The organism is Janthinobacterium amylolyticum, from assembly GCF_051380655.1.
Classification (GTDB): domain Bacteria; phylum Pseudomonadota; class Gammaproteobacteria; order Burkholderiales; family Burkholderiaceae_D; genus Janthinobacterium.
Genome location: NZ_JBNYXL010000005.1, coordinates 235,691 through 250,748, shown reverse-complemented (window position 1 = coordinate 250,748; position 15,058 = coordinate 235,691). Strand labels below are relative to the sequence as shown.

Here is a 15,058-nt window from a genome sequence, read left to right as displayed (position 1 = left end):
AGCGACGGCGGTGATTTATCCCAGCAGCATGGCGATTTGCAGCGCCGCTTCCTGGGATGGGTTGATCTTGAAGCCGCTCTTGGCGTAGCGGTGCCAGCGTCCGATGACGAAGCTGACGATCAGGGTGGCGCGCGCTGCCACTTCGCTTTCCTTGCCATGGCCTTCGGCCGCGGCCACGCGCAAGGCCTGCTTGAGCGCCAGTTCCACGCGGTCGTAGAACTGGTTCATGCGCACTTGCAGGCGCTCGTCTTCATTGACCAGGGCGTCGCCGATCAGCACGCGCGTCATGCCCGGATTGCTGATGGCGAAATTGAGCAGCATGCCGACGATGTCGCGCGTCTGCGTCATGCCGTCGCTGTGTTTTTCCGCGATCTGGTTGATCAGGCCGAAAACGCTCGACTCGATGAATTCGATCAGCCCTTCGAACATTTGCGCCTTGCTGGCGAAATGGCGGTACAGGGCCGCTTCCGATACGGTCAGTCTGGCCGCCAGTGCGGCGGTGGTGATCTTTTCGCCTTTCGGCTGCTCCAGCATTGCGGCGAGGGCCTGAAGAATTTGTAGCCTGCGTTGGCCCGGCGGTGTGCTTGCCATATTTTCTCTTGTCGTTAAAAAAAATGCTGCCTTGATGGGAAGGTCCGTCACCGCCGCTAGCGGTGCGGCTTCCGGTGTCAACCGGAGGCCCAGGAGTTCCCTTCAACGCAGACGGTGAAGGCGGCGTGCCAAATGCCGGACAGATTTTACTTTGACATCGACGTAAGCGGGGCGATTTAACGCCTTGGGCAGTTTTGCCACGCCGATCGGATCGGCCATTTTCAGGTATTGCGTGACCCAGGCCGTGCGCAGGCCCAGTCTTTTTGCGCCCTTCAGGTTGGCCAGCGTATCTTCCACCAGGATGCAGCGGCCGGGACGGATCTGATGTTTTCGCATCAGTTTGCGCAGCATCAGGGTCGATGGCTTGGGCCGCAGCTGGCGGTGCACCTGCATCGCCTCGATGGCGATGTGGTGTGAAAAGTGCTGGCGCAGTCCCAGGTGGCGCATCACGTCGCTTGAATAGCGCAGCGGCGCGTTGGTGAGTAAAATTTTACGGCCAGGCAGGCGCTTGAGTAAAGCCCCCAGTCCCCGCTCGGCGCGTATCATCGCCGGCAAATCGTCGAAGGCATGCGTCTCGTGCAGGAAATGCGCGGCCTGTACCTGGTGGTGCCTGACCATGCCCAGCAAGGTGGCGCCATAGCGGCGCCAGTAGGCCGCGCGCGCCGCATTGACGATGGCATCGTCGGCCGGCGTCACGCCGTCGCCCAGCACACGGGCAATATACGTATTCATATTGGCCGTGATGGTGGGGAAAATGGCATGCGAGGCATTGTGCAGCGTGTTGTCGAGGTCAAACAGCCAGACCGGCGACGAGCGGTTAAGATGGGGCACAGGCACAGGAGTCTTTAAGCAAAGATGAAAAATTCAACAATCAGGAAAACCATGCGACGCCAGATTATAGTGATGTTTTGCGGATTATTCTTGCTGCCCTTGCAGGCGGTCCGCGCCGAAGCGCCGCCCGTGACGCAAAACCGGGGTGCCCTGTTCAAGGTGCAGGATGCCAACCACACCCTGTATTTGTTCGGCACCATCCACGTCGGCGCCGCCGATTTTTACCCGCTCGAGCCGACCGTGACGCAGGCGCTGGAAGGCGCCGGCGCGCTGGCGCTGGAGATCGATCCTGGCGCCGATCCGCATAGCGCCATTCGCGCCGTGCTGAAATATGGCATGGAGGCGCCGGGCAGCAAGGTGCCGCCAGACTGTCGCCAGGCCCTGGCGCCGCGCCTGGCGCCGCTGCTGAAAAGATACGGCATCGCGCCTGAAGCTGTGGCGCCGATGAAGCCGTGGATGCTGGCCAGCATGCTGGCCATCGGCGAGTTTTCCACCCTCGGCTACCGCTCGGAGCTGGCGGTGGACAATTACCTGTCGCAGCAAGCCAAGGCGCGCAAGATCCCCGTGCTGGAACTCGAATCGATGGAAGGCCAGATGGCGCTGTTCGGCGCCATGACGCCGGCTGACCAGTGCCGCTTCCTCGAAGACGGCGTGGCCTCGATCGAAGACCAGGAGCAAAGCCAGGAAGCTCGCGAGATCGCCAATGCCTGGCGCACGGCAGACGCGGCCGCCTTCGACAAGCTGGCAGCCAAGGCGGCGACCGACCCCTCGTTCTCCGCGCAGTTCGTGCAAAAGGTGTTGCTCGATGGCCGCAATCCCGCCCTGGCCGACGGCATCGCCAGCCTGCTGTCGCGCGAAAAGTCCAGCCTGGCCGCCATCGGCGTGCTGCACCTGGTGGGAACGAAAAGCGTGCCTGAGCTGTTGCGCCAGAAGGGCTTGAAGGTCGAGCGGGTGTATTAGGGTAGCGCTAGCTCAGCCGCGCAACAACCGGCGGCAGAGCAGCTGGAAAAGTCTTCAGGACAAGGTGGACTGACGAAGACAGTACGAATGGTCGGCGAGGAAGGACAACGCTGCCATGGACAGTTTTACCATGGGGAGATAACGGCAGAGTAGATGAAAAGTGTTCAGGGCAAGGCGCCGAGACGAAGGCAGTACGCATGGTCGGCGAGGCGAGGCAACGCAGCCATGGACATTTGAATTACGGGGAGATAACGGCAGAGCAGATGGAAAAGTGTTCAGGGCAAGGCGGACTGACGAAGACAGTACGCATGGTCGGCGAGGAAGGACAACGCTGCCATGGACAGTTTTACCATGGGGAGATGACGGCAGAGTAGATGAAAAGTGTTCAGGGCAAGGCGCCGAGACGAAGACAGTACGCATGGTCGGCGAGGCTAGGCAACGCAGCCATGGACATTTGAATTACGGGGAGATGACGGCAGAGCAGATGGAAAAGTGTTCAGGGCAAGGCGGACTGACGAAGACAGTACGAATGTACGGCGAGGAAGGACAACGCTGCCATGGACAGTTTTACAGCTGCGGGGAAAGGATACTGGTGCCCTTGACGTGGATCGAACACGTGGCCTCTCCCTTACCAAGGGAGTGCTCTACCACTGAGCTACAAGGGCAAATTAAAAGCGGCGCCAGGTGATCTGCGCCGCCAAACTACTCGCTGTGATGCATTGCGATTTTTTTAGTGCGAACGGATCATAGTACCAAAAGCCTGCTCGGTCAACACTTCCAGCAATAATGAGTGTTCGATGCGGCCATCGATGATGTGCACGGTGTTCACGCCGGACTTGGCGGCGTCGAGGGCGGAGGAGATCTTCGGCAGCATGCCGCCCGAGATCGTGCCATCGGCGAACATCTCGTCGATTTCGCGTGCCGACAGGTCGGTCACCAGATTGCCCTGCTTGTCCTGGACGCCGGCGATGTTGGTCATCATGATCAGCTTTTCCGCTTTCAGGATTTCCGCGATCTTGCCCGCCACTACGTCGGCGTTGATGTTGTAGGCCTGGCCATCCTGGCCAAAACCGATCGGCGAGATGATGGGAATGAAGGCGTCGTCCTGCAGCGCCTTGACGACGGCCGGGTTGATCGCGTCGATCTCGCCCACAAAACCGATGTCGAGGAATTCGCCCGGATGTTCGCGGTCCGGCATCTGCATCTTGCGCGCGCGGATCAAGCCGCCATCCTTGCCCGTCAGGCCGACGGCCTGGCCGCCGTAATGGTTGATCAGCATGACGATATCCTGCTGCACTTCGCCGCCCAGCACCCATTCCACCACTTCCATGGTTTCTTCATCGGTGATGCGCATGCCTTGTACAAACGTGCCTTGCTTGCCGATTTTTTTCAGCGCGTTGTCGATTTGCGGTCCGCCGCCGTGTACCACGACAGGGTTCATGCCGACCAGCTTGAGCAGGATGACGTCGCGCGCGAAGCCGTGCTTCAGGCGCTCGTCCGTCATGGCATTGCCACCGTATTTGATGACGATGGTCTTGCCGTGGAAATTGCGGATGTAGGGCAGGGCCTCGGCCAGAATCTGCGCCTTGATTTGCGGCGACACCGCCGTCAAGTCGTCATTCATGTCCAGGTTCAAGTTAGCTAGTTGATTCATGGCGAGTCCGGAAAATAGATTTGTGCGATTTTACAGGGAAGAAGAAAATCCTGGAGGCATTATAGGGCGATCTTGTTGTATTTTCCCTGATGATCCTATAGTCTGGCCCGATATGCCTCCCAGCCAGCCCTTTTACCGCCAGTTACATGTGCGACAGCCGCAATGCCGGCATGTCACACACTTGCCAATTCACACACAGCCATGAGCCAGTGCAGCCGTTGCGGCGCCACGTTCGAGTGTGGCCAGCTTGACCCGGACGCCAGCACGCCGTGCTGGTGCGTGGCCCTGCCGCCCGCCCTCCCCGTGCCCGGCAGCGCCGCCGCTGCCTGCTGGTGCCCCGCCTGCCTGCAAGCCCATATCGACGCATTGACGCCGCCTGAAAAAGACGCAACAGCCGCCAAATAAGCGCTTTGGCGCGCAAATCCTTTGCAAAAGACCTTGCATTTTGTAGGGGAATAAGGTCAGACTGCCGTTTTTAAGAATTTCTGATAGGAAACTGTCATGCGTTTCACGGATATCCGGATCGGCGTGCGCATCAACGCGGGCTATGCCATGCTGATCGTGCTGATGCTGGTCGTCATCGTCCTGTCGGGCAGCCGCATTTATGCGATCCGCGCCGAGACGGACAATATCCTGCAGCGCGACTGGGTCGCCGCCAAGGCCACCAGCAAGATCCACGCCCTGGCGCGCGAGGCGGCCACGCGCATCGCCAGTCTGCCGAGCCAGCACCAGCTGCCGCTGCGCCAGGCGAACCAGGAGCGCCTGGAGGCGATCAAGCTGGGCATCGACGAGCAGGTGCGCATCCTCGATGGCCTGAAGGCGCGCACCGAGGAGTGGCATCTGCTGGCGCAGATGCACCGCGCGCGCGCCGACTATTACGTTTCGCTGCAGGCGCTGTTCGCGCTGGTCGGGCAGGGTGACCAGGCCGGCGCGGAGCAGGCCATGCAGACGCAAACCTTGCCCGTGCTGGAAAAGGTGCTGCTGTACGTGGGCCAGCTCGACGACTTGCAGCAGCGGCAGATCGGCGACAGCGCGGCCAGGATACGCAACGATATCGACACCTCTCTTACCCTGATGGGCGGCATCGGCCTGGCCGCCTTGCTGGTCGGCCTGGCCTTTGCCTGGTCGGCCCGCTCGATTACGCGGCCGCTGGGCGAAGCGGTGGCGATCGCCACGCGCGTGGCCAATGGCGACTTCAGTTCCGCCATCGAAGTGACCTCGCGCGACGAGACGGGCGAATTGATGCAGGCGCTGAAAAACATGAGCACCAGCCTGGCCGTGGAGCAGGACTTGCGCCATGCCGTCGAGGTGGCCGAGGATGCGACCAAGATGAAGTCCGATTTCCTGGCGAATATGTCGCATGAAATCCGCACGCCGATGAACGGCATCATCGGCATGACGCATCTGGCGCTGCAGACGGAGCTCACGCCAACCCAGCGCAACTACCTCGAGAAGGTGGAATCGGCATCCAAGAACCTGCTGGCCATCATTGACGACATCCTCGATTTCTCGAAGATCGAGGCGGGCAAGATGGCCTTCGAGAAGGTCGATTTTTTCCTGGAAGACGTGCTGGCGCAGATCGCCGATCTGTCCGTGATGCGGGCCCAGGACAAGGGCCTGGAATTGCTGTTCGACGTCGCCGCCGACGTGCCCAACGCGCTGCAGGGCGACCCGCTGCGCCTGGGCCAGGTGTTGATCAATCTGACCAACAACGCCATCAAATTTACGGACAAGGGCGAGATTGTCGTCACCATCTGCCTGCAGCAGCGCGACGAGCATGCGGCCGTCCTGCGCGTGGCGGTGCGCGACACGGGTATCGGCCTGACGCCGGCCCAGCGCAGCAAATTGTTCCAGGCATTCACCCAGGCCGACACGTCGACCACGCGGCACCATGGCGGCACGGGACTGGGCCTGACCATCAGCAAGCGCCTGGTGGAAATGATGGAAGGCGAGATCGACCTGGAAAGCGAAGCAGGCGTGGGCAGCACCTTCTTCTTTACGGCCCGCTTCGGCCTGGCCGCCGTGCCGCGCGACAGCCAGCAGCCACTGCAGCACCAGCAGCAGTTCAAGGGGCTGCGCGTGCTGGTGGTGGACGACAATCCCAGCGCGCGCGAGATTTTCGTCAGCATGCTGTCGGCGCTGGGCTTCGAGGCCCGTGCCGTGTACAGCGGCGCGCTGGCCATCGGCGCCGTGGCGCAGGCGCGCACCGAGGGGCGGCCATATGGCTTGCTGCTGATGGATTGGCGCATGCCCGACATGAATGGCCTCGATACCCTGGCCGCCATCCGCGCCGACGCCGCCGGCATCGACGCGACGCCGGCCTGCATCATGATCACCGCCTATCACCGCGAGGCGCTGCAGGAGGCGGCGCGCCAGCGCGACCTGCGGCTCGATGGCGTGCTGACCAAGCCGGTCAGCGCCTCGACCCTGCTCGACCAGATTGCCTTCGTGTTTGGCGGCGTGACGGGGCAGAGCCGCAAGACCCGGCGCCAGAGCAGCTACCGCGACGATGAGCGCGCCCTGCGCGGCGCCTGGCTGCTGCTGGTGGAAGACAATGAAGTCAATCAGGAAGTGGCGCAGCAGATTCTCAGCGATGCGGGCATCCGCGTCGATATCGCCGGCAATGGCGCCATCGCCTTGGCGAAAATCGCGGAAAACGCCTATGACGGCGTGCTGATGGATTGCCAGATGCCGGTGATGGACGGCTACCAGGCGACGCGCAAACTGCGCCAGGATCCCCGTTATTCGGACTTGCCCGTGATCGCCATGACGGCCAATGCCATGGTCGGCGACAAGGAGAAATGCCTGGATGCCGGCATGAACGATTTCATTGCCAAGCCGATCGACGTGGCACAGTTGTTCGGTACCCTGGCGCGCTGGATCGCGCCGGCCGAACCGCAGGACGACGCGCAGATGACGGTGGCGCAGCCGGAAGCGGAACTGCCCGCCATCGCCGGCCTGAAAATGGCCGAAGCCATGCGCCGCGTGGGCGGGAATGCCGCTTTGATGCGAAAATTGCTGGACCGGTTCGTGGAAACCCAGTTCGATGCCATGCTGCGCATCGCGACCGCCATCGAGAACAACCAGCTGGAAACGGCGATCCGCGAAGCGCATACGCTCAAGGGCCTGGCGGGCAATATCGGCGCCGGCGGCCTGGCCGACAGCGCCGCGCGGGTAGAGCATTTGCTCAGCCTCGGTTCGCATGACGGCTTGCCGCAGGCGCTGGCCGCCTGCACCCTGGCGCTTGATGAACTGGTGCCGAAGATCGTGCTGGCCATGCAGTCGCGTGCCGCCTCTGCGGAGCCGGCCGGCGCCGTGCCGGTGCCGGCACCAGTGGACCGCATGCGCCTGGAGGCCGGCTTGCGCGAGCTGTCGCAGCTGCTGCTGCAGGATGACGCGCAGGCCGTCAGGCATCTCGACGATTTCGGCCCCGTGCTGGTGGCGGCAGGCCAGGCGGAACACGCGCGCCAGCTGAAGCGCATGCTGGGACAATACGACTTCGAGGGCGCGCTGGCGCAGCTGGGCGAAGTGGCCGAGGCGCTGGAGCTGACACTGTGACAAGGACAGAAATGAAGAGCGAAGGAAGGGCATGAAAGCCTTGAATAGCAAGCCCACCATCCTGGTGGTGGATGACACGCCGGACAATATCGACCTGCTGCGCGCGGTGCTGGAAGGCGAGTACCGCACCAAGATCGCCGTCAATGGCGAGCGCGCGCTGAAGATCGCCGCTGGCAGCGACCAGCCCGATCTGATCCTGCTCGATATCATGATGCCGGGCATGAGCGGCTACGACGTGTGCCGCGCGCTGAAAGCCGATCCCGCCACCGCCGGCATCCCCGTGATTTTCGTCACCGCCATGAGCGAAGTGGCCGACGAGCAGCTGGGCCTGGCCATGGGCGCCGTCGACTACATCACCAAGCCGATTTCAGCGCCCATCGTGCTGGCGCGCATCAAGACCCAGCTGGGCATGAAGCAGATGCAGGATTTTTTGCGCGACCAGAACCATTACCTGGAAACGGAGGTGGAACGCCGGGTACAGGAAGTGGCGGCGCTGCAGGATGTCACCATCCACGCCATGGCCTCGCTGGCCGAGACGCGCGACAGCGAAACGGGCAACCATATCCGCCGCACCTCGCACTACCTGAAGGCGCTGGCTGAAAAGGTGCGCGACCTGCCGCGCTTCCGTGATTTTTTGACGGACAAGAATATCGCGCTGTTGTTCAAGACGGCGCCGCTGCACGACATCGGCAAGGTGGGCATCCCCGATCATATCCTGCTCAAGCCGGGCCGCTTCGAGCCGCATGAAATGGCCATCATGAAGACGCATACGACCCTCGGGCGCGACGCCATCCTGGCGGCCGAACATGAACTGGGCATCGAGGTCGATTTTCTCAAGTATGCGAAAGAGATCGCCTACAGCCACCATGAAAAATGGGATGGCAGCGGCTACCCGCAAGGGCTGGCGGGCGAGGCGATCCCGATCTCGGCGCGCCTGATGGCGCTGGCCGACGTATACGATGCCCTGATCAGCCGGCGTATCTACAAGCAGGGCATGGGCCATGCGCAGGCCGTGCAGATCATCAGCGAAGGACGCGGCACGCATTTCGACGCCGAGATCGTCGACGCCTTCCTGGCGATCCAGGACCAGTTCATCGCCATCTCGAACCGCTACGCCGACGGCGTCTGCGAGATCGCCGACAAGCAGCGGCAGATCGCGCCGTTCGTCGGCACAAGCAGCTGACGGATCAGCTGACCGTCTTGAAAAAGCGCAGCATCTCGCGGCTGGCGTCCGGTCCTTTGCCATCGGTATAGCTGCCGCTGTCGCTGCCGCCCGACCACGCATGGCCGGCACCGTGGATGACCCAGTATTCCCCCAGCGGAGAACCGTCGGCCTGGCTGTGCGTGGTGCGCGTGTAGCGGTGGCCATTCGGTACGCTGCCATCGGTGGAGGCGGCCCTGGCGGCTTTGCCGCCCGCCTGGCTGCGCACGCCCTGGGCGATCAGTTCATCGCCATTGCGCAGGTTGACGGTGGTGTCGCGGTCGCCATGGAAGACGATGATGGGCACGCCGCCTGCCGGCGCCTGGCGTTTCGGATTGGGCATGGCGCCGCCCTTCATGGCGGCCAGCGCCGACGGCAAGTCCTGCGCCGAGGCGAAGGGCAGGCCCGAATGCACGCCGACGGCGGCAAACAGTTCCGGGTACAAGGTGCCGACGATGACGGCCATGGCGCCGCCCGCCGACAGGCCGGCAACGAACACTTCGCGTTCGTTGACCGGGTATTCGTCGATGACTTGCTGGGCGATGCCGGCAATCAGCGATGGTTCGCCCTGGTCGCGCTGCTGGTCGAGCGCATTGAACCAGTTCCAGCAGCGCGAGCTGTTGGCGCCCTGCGTCTGCGCCGGATAGACAACAAAGCATTCCTTCTCTTCGGCCAGCGCGTTCATCTGCGTGCCGGCGGCGAAATCGTCGGGGTTCTGCGTACAGCCGTGCAGCATGACGATCAGCGGCATGGCCTGGCCATGGTAGCTGCTGGGGATATACAGCTTGTACGAACGCGTGCCCGCATGGTTGCGGTACACGCCGTCGATGAATTGGGCACCGGCCGGCACGTCGACCGGCGTGGCGGCGGGCGCATTGAAACCGGGCGGATGAAAATTCGGCAGTTCGAAGCTGGGCATGTCGAAGCTGTGCTGCCCCAGGCCGGCTGGCACGCCCAGGCGTGACATGAAATCCTGGGCGAACTCCTGCGCCGCCTGTGCGGGCGTGGGAGCGGCGGCAGGCGCTTCCTGCGCGGCGGCCGCTTGTGGCTGTGCGCCGGCTGCCGGCGCTGGCGGCGGCGCAGGTGGTGGATTAATGTCGCGCATCGGCTGCTGCTGCTGCTGCTGCTGTTGCGTGGCCGCCGCTTGCGGCGCCAGGCCGGCGGCGGACAGTGCCTGTTGAATGGCTTCGGTGGCGGCGGCAGGGCCGCTGCCCATCAGATTACGGGTTGCGGCGCGCATCTGCGCCAACATGTCTTGAGCTAGTTTCATGACCATCCTTAACGGTGCCGCGCATCGGCCGGGTCATCGCCGCGAACCAATACGCTAGTGAATTCGCCCTGCGAGCGCCGTCTTGACGACGGTGCTGGCGTGCAGGGCACCTAATACGAAGATCGACTCGATGGTGGCCAGTGCCAGTTCCACCGAGACGTCGCTGGCGATGCTGGCCAATCCCAGCACCTGTATCTGCAAGCGCTGGCCGGCTGCCTGGATCGCTTCCAGGTCGGCGCGCGAATAATGCTGCATGCCCAGGACCAGGCTTTTACGCGCGACAGTTTGTTTCACCACGTCGGCGTGGGTGCCCAGCTGGTTGCGTATGGCCGTACGGATCAGATCCGTGCGGTTGGAATAAAATCCCTCCTGGACCAGCAGATCGATCTGCCCCAGGTCGATCAAGCCGAGATTGATCGTGATTTTTTCGGATTCCCCAATTTTGGGCTTGCTTTCTTGCTTGGCCATAAGTCTCCAGAACTCCCTGTGGCATCCAATTGCCATCTGCATGGATGGTAGTATAGTTCTGAAAGATCTCAAGTCAAGCAGGATTTGGCCTGGTCCGGCTGTAGGAGCGGCTGCCACAGAGTGAAAAGCCGGCAAAAAATAAATGTGCGGCAGATAGGTTTTTGATCATGCTTCCTGCTCAAAAATATAGCAGAAGAAACATTGCAGGGCGATGCCAGCGCCGCGCCGGCACGGATTCGCGGCATAATGCATGCCTGTACATTCACCGATGCCGCTTCATGATGGTCGCTACCCCACCTCCGCCAGCCGTCCCGCCCTCCTTGCCGTCGCCGGTACCGTCGCCGTGCGTCAGCCTGTGCAAGATGAACCGCAACAGCGGCTTGTGCGAAGGGTGTTTGCGCACGCTCGACGAGATCATTGCCTGGAGCAAGGCCGACGACGACTTCAAGCGCGCCGTCTGGGCCGAATTGCCGGGCCGCGAGTCGCTGCTCGATTTCGAACCCGACTACTGAGGTAGCCCATGCCGCGATCGCCAGCGCTGTTCCCCGATGCGATGCAGGTATTTGAACGCGGCTGGCTGTCGTCGAATAACATCCTGTTCCAGGGCAGGGACGAGACGGCGCTGATCGACAGCGGCTATGTCACGCACGCGCCGCAAACCCTGGCTCTGGTGCGCCACAGTCTCGATGGCCGTCCCCTGGACCGCCTGTTCAATACCCATCTGCACTCCGACCACTGCGGCGGCAACGCGCTGCTGCAAGGCGCATACGGCTGCCGCACGGCCATCCCCGTGACGGAGGCCGACAAGGTGCGCACCTGGGATGTCGACGCCCTCAGTTTCCAGGCCACGGGCCAGCAATGCCCGCGCTTCGGCTTTGACGCTACCCTCTCGCCCGGCGACATGCTGACTCTGGGCGACCTGGCCTGGCAGGCGCTGGGCGCGCCCGGCCACGATCCGCATTCGCTGATTTTCTATTGCGCCGACGAGGGCATTTTGATCTCCGCCGACGCGCTGTGGGAAAACGGTTTTGGCGTGATTTTCCCGGAACTCGATGGCGGCTCCGGCTTCATCGAGGCGCGCGCCACCCTCGACCTGATCGCCAGCCTGGACGTGCGCGTCGTCATCCCCGGCCACGGACGGCCATTCACGGATGCCGCCGGCGCCCTGCAGCGCGCCTGGTCGCGCCTCGATTACCTGGCGTCAGACCCGGTGCGCAATGCGCAGAACGCGGTGAAGGTGCTGCTGAAATTCCTGCTGCTGGAACGCCAGCGCATCGCCATCGCCGAGGTGCCGGCACTGTTGCGCGGCATGCCCATCTTCGAAGAGGCCAACCGGCGCTTCCTGCGCCAGGAGGTTAGCGCGCTGGCCGAGTGGGCCATTTCCCAATTGGTGAGGGCAGCGGCGGCACGTGTCGAGGGTGAGCACTTGCTTAATGAGGGATAGCGCGGCATCGAATTAAATTCAGCACGACCGTACTTTTTCTGCACTATAATCGTTGCTCTGGTGTTTAATCCTTTTGTCCGATCCACTTTTCAGCGAGTCCGCCATGGCATTGCCTGCAGCGTTACAAAACCTCTCCTTACCCGTTATCGCGTCGCCGATGTTCATCGCCAGCGGCCCGGCCCTCGTCGCGGCGCAGTGCAAGGCCGGCATCGTCGGCTCCTTCCCTGCCCTGAACGCGCGTCCCGCTGAACTGCTCGACACCTGGCTCACCGAGCTGCAAGCCGAACTGGCCGCCTTCCAGGCCGCCAATCCCGACAAGAAAGTCGGGCCAATCGCCGTCAACCAGATCGTGCACCAGTCGAACGACCGCCTGGCGCATGACGTTGACGTGTGCGTGAAACACCGCATTCCCATCATCATTTCCTCGCTGCGCGCGCCGCCCAAGGAAATGCTCGACGCCATCCACAGCTATGGCGGCATCGTGCTGCATGACGTGATCTCGATTCGTCACGCGAAAAAGGCGCTGGAAGCAGGCGTCGATGGCCTGATCCTGGTGGCCACGGGCGCCGGCGGCCATGCAGGCACCCTGTCGCCGTTCGCGCTGGTGGGTGAAGTGCGCAAGTTCTTCGACGGTCCGCTGGCGCTGTCCGGCTCCATCGCCACGGGCGATGCCGTGCTGGCCGCGCAGGCCATGGGCGCCGACTTTGCCTATATCGGCTCGCGCTGGCTGGCGACCAAGGAATCGAACGTCAGCGACGGCTACCGCGACGCCATCGTCGATTCCAGCGCGGCGGACATCGTCTACACCAACCTGTTTACGGGCGTGCACGGCAATTACCTGAAAAAATCGATCGAAGCGGCCGGACTCGATCCGGAAGCCTTGCCGGAAGCGGACAAGAGTTCGATGAACTTCGGTTCGGGCAGCGCCAAGGCATGGCGCGACATCTGGGGCGCGGGCCAGGGCGTGGGCTTGATGGATGACGTGCCGACGGTGGCGGAGATGGTGGCGCGCCTGCAGGCCGAATACGATGCGGCGCGCGCGCGCTTGAAGCTGTAGCGTTGGTGTCGGATTACGCGCTGTGCGCTAATCGGACCTACCAGTGCCCGGTGGCGTAGGTCGGATTAGGCCGAAGGCCGTAATCCGACGACACCGCAATTACTCCAGTCACTCCTGCTTCAAATCCTCTGGCTTGATGGCCCACAGGCCTGGCAGGTTGCGCCAGTAGCCATATGCATCCATGCCGAAGCCGACGACGAAGCGGTTCGGGATCACCAGGCCGACGATGTCGGCTTGCACGGGTTTTTTCTTGCCGATGGCCTTGTCGGCGAACACGGCCAGGATGACTTCCGAGGCGCCCATGTCCAGCAGGCGCTGCTTGACGTGCGCCAGGGTTTCGCCTTCGTCGAGGATATCGTCGAGCACGATCACGGTACGGCCCGAGACGTTCGAGCGGGGGATGACTTTCCACACCACTTCGCCGCCCTTGTCGTCGTCGCCGTAGCGGCTGACGTGGATGTAGTCGAACTCGAGCGGGAAGCTCAGCTGTGGCAGCAGGTTGCCGGTGAATACCACGGCGCCGCCCATCACGCCCAGCACCAGCGGGAATTCTTTCGATTCCTCGGCGTTGAAACGCGTGTTGAGCACATCGGCCATGCGCGTGATCGACGCCTGCACGGCATCTTGGTCGAACAGCAGTTCCGCGTTCTTGATCAGGTCACGGGCACGGTTGTGATGAAATTCTTGCATGGACTCTTGCATGGCGATGAATGGGGCTGATGGTGAATGCGGGTATTATCCCGCAAACGCCAGCAGCGCGCTACGCCTAGCTGTAATCGCGTATATCGTCGATTATTTTTCCATCTTGCGCCAGGCTGCCCACGGCCACCAGCAGCACTTCGCCCCGCAGCTTGGTCAGTTCGCGGATCGAGCCGATGATGGCTTCCACATTGCTGGCGTCCGTCGGATCGGCGACTTCGCAATGCAAAGTCATCTCGTCGTTGGCCATGCGGCCCGTCACCACCAGCCGCGCCTTGGTGATCTGCGGGTGGCGGCGCGCGATCTCGTGTACCTGCGACGGATGCACGAACATGGCGCGCACCTTGGTGGTCTGGTCGGCGCGGCCCATCCAGCCTTTGATGCGCGTATTCGTGCGCCCGCACGGCGACGCCGGCGCGTCCGTCAGCACGGCCGACAGATCGCCCGTGGCAAAGCGGATCAGCGGGTAGTCGGCATTGAAGACGGTGACGACCACCTCGCCCACTTCACCCGGCGCGACGGGAATGCCGCTACCCGGATGGACGATTTCCAGCAGCACGTTCTCATCGATGACCATGCCCGGGTTGAGCTTGCCATTGCTCGCCGTTTCATAGGCGATGCTGCCGATATCGGCCGAGGCATAGGTCTGGAACACGTGCGGCACGCCGTTCGCGGCAAACCAGCTGCGCAGCGATTCGGGCAGGGCTTCGGCGCCCATCACGGCCTTGGTGACGCTGCTGATATCGGCGCCCATTTCGCGCGCCTTTTCGATGATCAGTTTTAAAAAGGACGGCGTGCCGATATACGTGTCCGGCTTGAGGTCAGCCATCGCCTGCACCTGCATTTCCGTCTGGCCAATGCCGGCCGGGATGACGGTGCAGCCGATGCGCGCGGCGCCGCCTTCGACCATGAAGGCGGCCGGCGTGAAGTGATACGAAAAACAGTTCTGCAGCAGGCCGCCGGCGCGCACGCCGGCCGCATACATGGGGCGCGCGAAGCGCCACCAGTCGGGCCCGCGGCCTTCCGGATCGAAGATGGGGCCGGGCGAGACGAAGACGCGCGAGAGGGCGTTTTTCGGCGTCGTGTTCAAGCCGCCGAACGGCAGCTGCGCATGCTGCAATTGCTTGAGATCGGACTTGCGCGTGACGGGCAGCAGTGCCAGCGCCGCGCGGCTGGTAATGCTGGCCGCATCGATGCCATCGAGGATGCGGGCCCAGCCCGGCGCCTGTTGCGCCCGCGCGATCAGCTGCGGCAGGCCGGCCATCAATTCGCGTTCGCGGGCATCGGGGGCGCGCGTTTCCAGACTGTCGAGCGTATCGGTCATG

General features: G+C 62.8%; 14 protein-coding genes and 1 tRNA gene. 7 read left to right on the top strand and 8 right to left on the bottom strand.

Annotation, left to right across the window (positions count from 1 at the left end; genetic code table 11):
* Window positions 1–15: 15 nt before the first annotated feature.
* Window positions 16–591 (bottom strand): nucleoid occlusion factor SlmA, encoded by a 576-nt coding sequence (gene slmA / locus ACQ4WR_RS12620; protein WP_086137299.1) that lies wholly within the window; start codon window positions 589–591, stop codon window positions 16–18.
* Window positions 592–693: 102 nt separating this feature from the next.
* A complete protein-coding gene (locus tag ACQ4WR_RS12615; protein WP_436487593.1) occupies window positions 694–1,428 on the bottom strand; it encodes a pyrimidine 5'-nucleotidase in 735 nt (244 codons plus the stop codon).
* A gap of 84 nt (window positions 1,429–1,512) precedes the next feature.
* On the opposite strand from ACQ4WR_RS12615, the gene ACQ4WR_RS12610 reads away from it, so the two are divergent.
* Complete coding sequence (locus ACQ4WR_RS12610) at window positions 1,513–2,382, top strand: TraB/GumN family protein (RefSeq protein WP_436487592.1); 870 nt, start codon at window positions 1,513–1,515, stop codon at window positions 2,380–2,382.
* 590 nt (window positions 2,383–2,972) lie between these two features.
* Here ACQ4WR_RS12610 and ACQ4WR_RS12605 read toward each other — a convergent pair.
* Both ACQ4WR_RS12605 and argB read right to left on the bottom strand, forming a co-directional pair.
* Window positions 2,973–3,047: transfer RNA gene (locus ACQ4WR_RS12605), tRNA-Thr, on the bottom strand.
* A 65-nt stretch (window positions 3,048–3,112) separates the two neighbouring features.
* Complete coding sequence (gene argB, locus ACQ4WR_RS12600) at window positions 3,113–4,006, bottom strand: acetylglutamate kinase (protein ID WP_010393729.1); 894 nt, start codon at window positions 4,004–4,006, stop codon at window positions 3,113–3,115.
* A gap of 231 nt (window positions 4,007–4,237) precedes the next feature.
* On the opposite strand from argB, the gene ACQ4WR_RS12595 reads away from it, so the two are divergent.
* The 3 genes from ACQ4WR_RS12595 (at window position 4,238) to ACQ4WR_RS12585 (ending at window position 8,777) form a co-directional block, all read left to right on the top strand.
* Window positions 4,238–4,441, top strand: coding sequence for a cysteine-rich CWC family protein (locus tag ACQ4WR_RS12595; RefSeq protein WP_436487591.1), 204 nt, complete (start codon window positions 4,238–4,240; stop codon window positions 4,439–4,441).
* A 96-nt stretch (window positions 4,442–4,537) separates the two neighbouring features.
* Complete coding sequence (locus ACQ4WR_RS12590; RefSeq protein WP_436487590.1) at window positions 4,538–7,594, top strand: response regulator; 3,057 nt, start codon at window positions 4,538–4,540, stop codon at window positions 7,592–7,594.
* A gap of 31 nt (window positions 7,595–7,625) precedes the next feature.
* On the top strand, window positions 7,626–8,777 hold the full coding sequence (locus ACQ4WR_RS12585; RefSeq protein ID WP_436487588.1) for a response regulator: 1,152 nt from the start codon (window positions 7,626–7,628) through the stop codon (window positions 8,775–8,777).
* A 4-nt stretch (window positions 8,778–8,781) separates the two neighbouring features.
* On the opposite strand, the gene ACQ4WR_RS12580 is transcribed toward ACQ4WR_RS12585, so the two are convergent.
* Both ACQ4WR_RS12580 and ACQ4WR_RS12575 read right to left on the bottom strand, forming a co-directional pair.
* Window positions 8,782–10,065 carry an extracellular catalytic domain type 1 short-chain-length polyhydroxyalkanoate depolymerase gene (locus tag ACQ4WR_RS12580; RefSeq protein ID WP_436487586.1) on the bottom strand — a complete coding sequence of 428 codons (1,284 nt, stop codon included), beginning with the start codon at window positions 10,063–10,065 and terminating at the stop codon, window positions 8,782–8,784.
* 54 nt (window positions 10,066–10,119) lie between these two features.
* Window positions 10,120–10,533, bottom strand: coding sequence for a CopG family transcriptional regulator (locus ACQ4WR_RS12575; protein ID WP_102292781.1), 414 nt, complete (start codon window positions 10,531–10,533; stop codon window positions 10,120–10,122).
* Between the two features lie 278 nt (window positions 10,534–10,811).
* Here ACQ4WR_RS12575 and ACQ4WR_RS12570 point away from each other — a divergent pair, with 278 nt between their 5' ends.
* The 3 genes from ACQ4WR_RS12570 (at window position 10,812) to ACQ4WR_RS12560 (ending at window position 13,034) form a co-directional block, all read left to right on the top strand.
* The gene (locus ACQ4WR_RS12570) at window positions 10,812–11,045 is read left to right on the top strand and encodes a DUF1289 domain-containing protein (RefSeq protein ID WP_102292780.1); all 234 of its coding nucleotides are present in this window, start codon (window positions 10,812–10,814) and stop codon (window positions 11,043–11,045) included.
* A gap of 8 nt (window positions 11,046–11,053) precedes the next feature.
* On the top strand, window positions 11,054–11,977 hold the full coding sequence (locus ACQ4WR_RS12565) for an MBL fold metallo-hydrolase (RefSeq protein ID WP_436487584.1): 924 nt from the start codon (window positions 11,054–11,056) through the stop codon (window positions 11,975–11,977).
* A 103-nt stretch (window positions 11,978–12,080) separates the two neighbouring features.
* Window positions 12,081–13,034, top strand: a complete 954-nt coding sequence (locus ACQ4WR_RS12560; protein ID WP_102292778.1) for an NAD(P)H-dependent flavin oxidoreductase — start codon at window positions 12,081–12,083, stop codon at window positions 13,032–13,034.
* A gap of 108 nt (window positions 13,035–13,142) precedes the next feature.
* On the opposite strand, the gene ACQ4WR_RS12555 is transcribed toward ACQ4WR_RS12560, so the two are convergent.
* Both ACQ4WR_RS12555 and ACQ4WR_RS12550 read right to left on the bottom strand, forming a co-directional pair.
* Complete coding sequence (locus ACQ4WR_RS12555) at window positions 13,143–13,724, bottom strand: hypoxanthine-guanine phosphoribosyltransferase (RefSeq protein WP_102292777.1); 582 nt, start codon at window positions 13,722–13,724, stop codon at window positions 13,143–13,145.
* A 76-nt stretch (window positions 13,725–13,800) separates the two neighbouring features.
* Complete coding sequence (locus ACQ4WR_RS12550) at window positions 13,801–15,057, bottom strand: phenylacetate--CoA ligase family protein (protein ID WP_102292776.1); 1,257 nt, start codon at window positions 15,055–15,057, stop codon at window positions 13,801–13,803.
* Between the last annotated feature and the right edge of the window lies 1 nt (window position 15,058).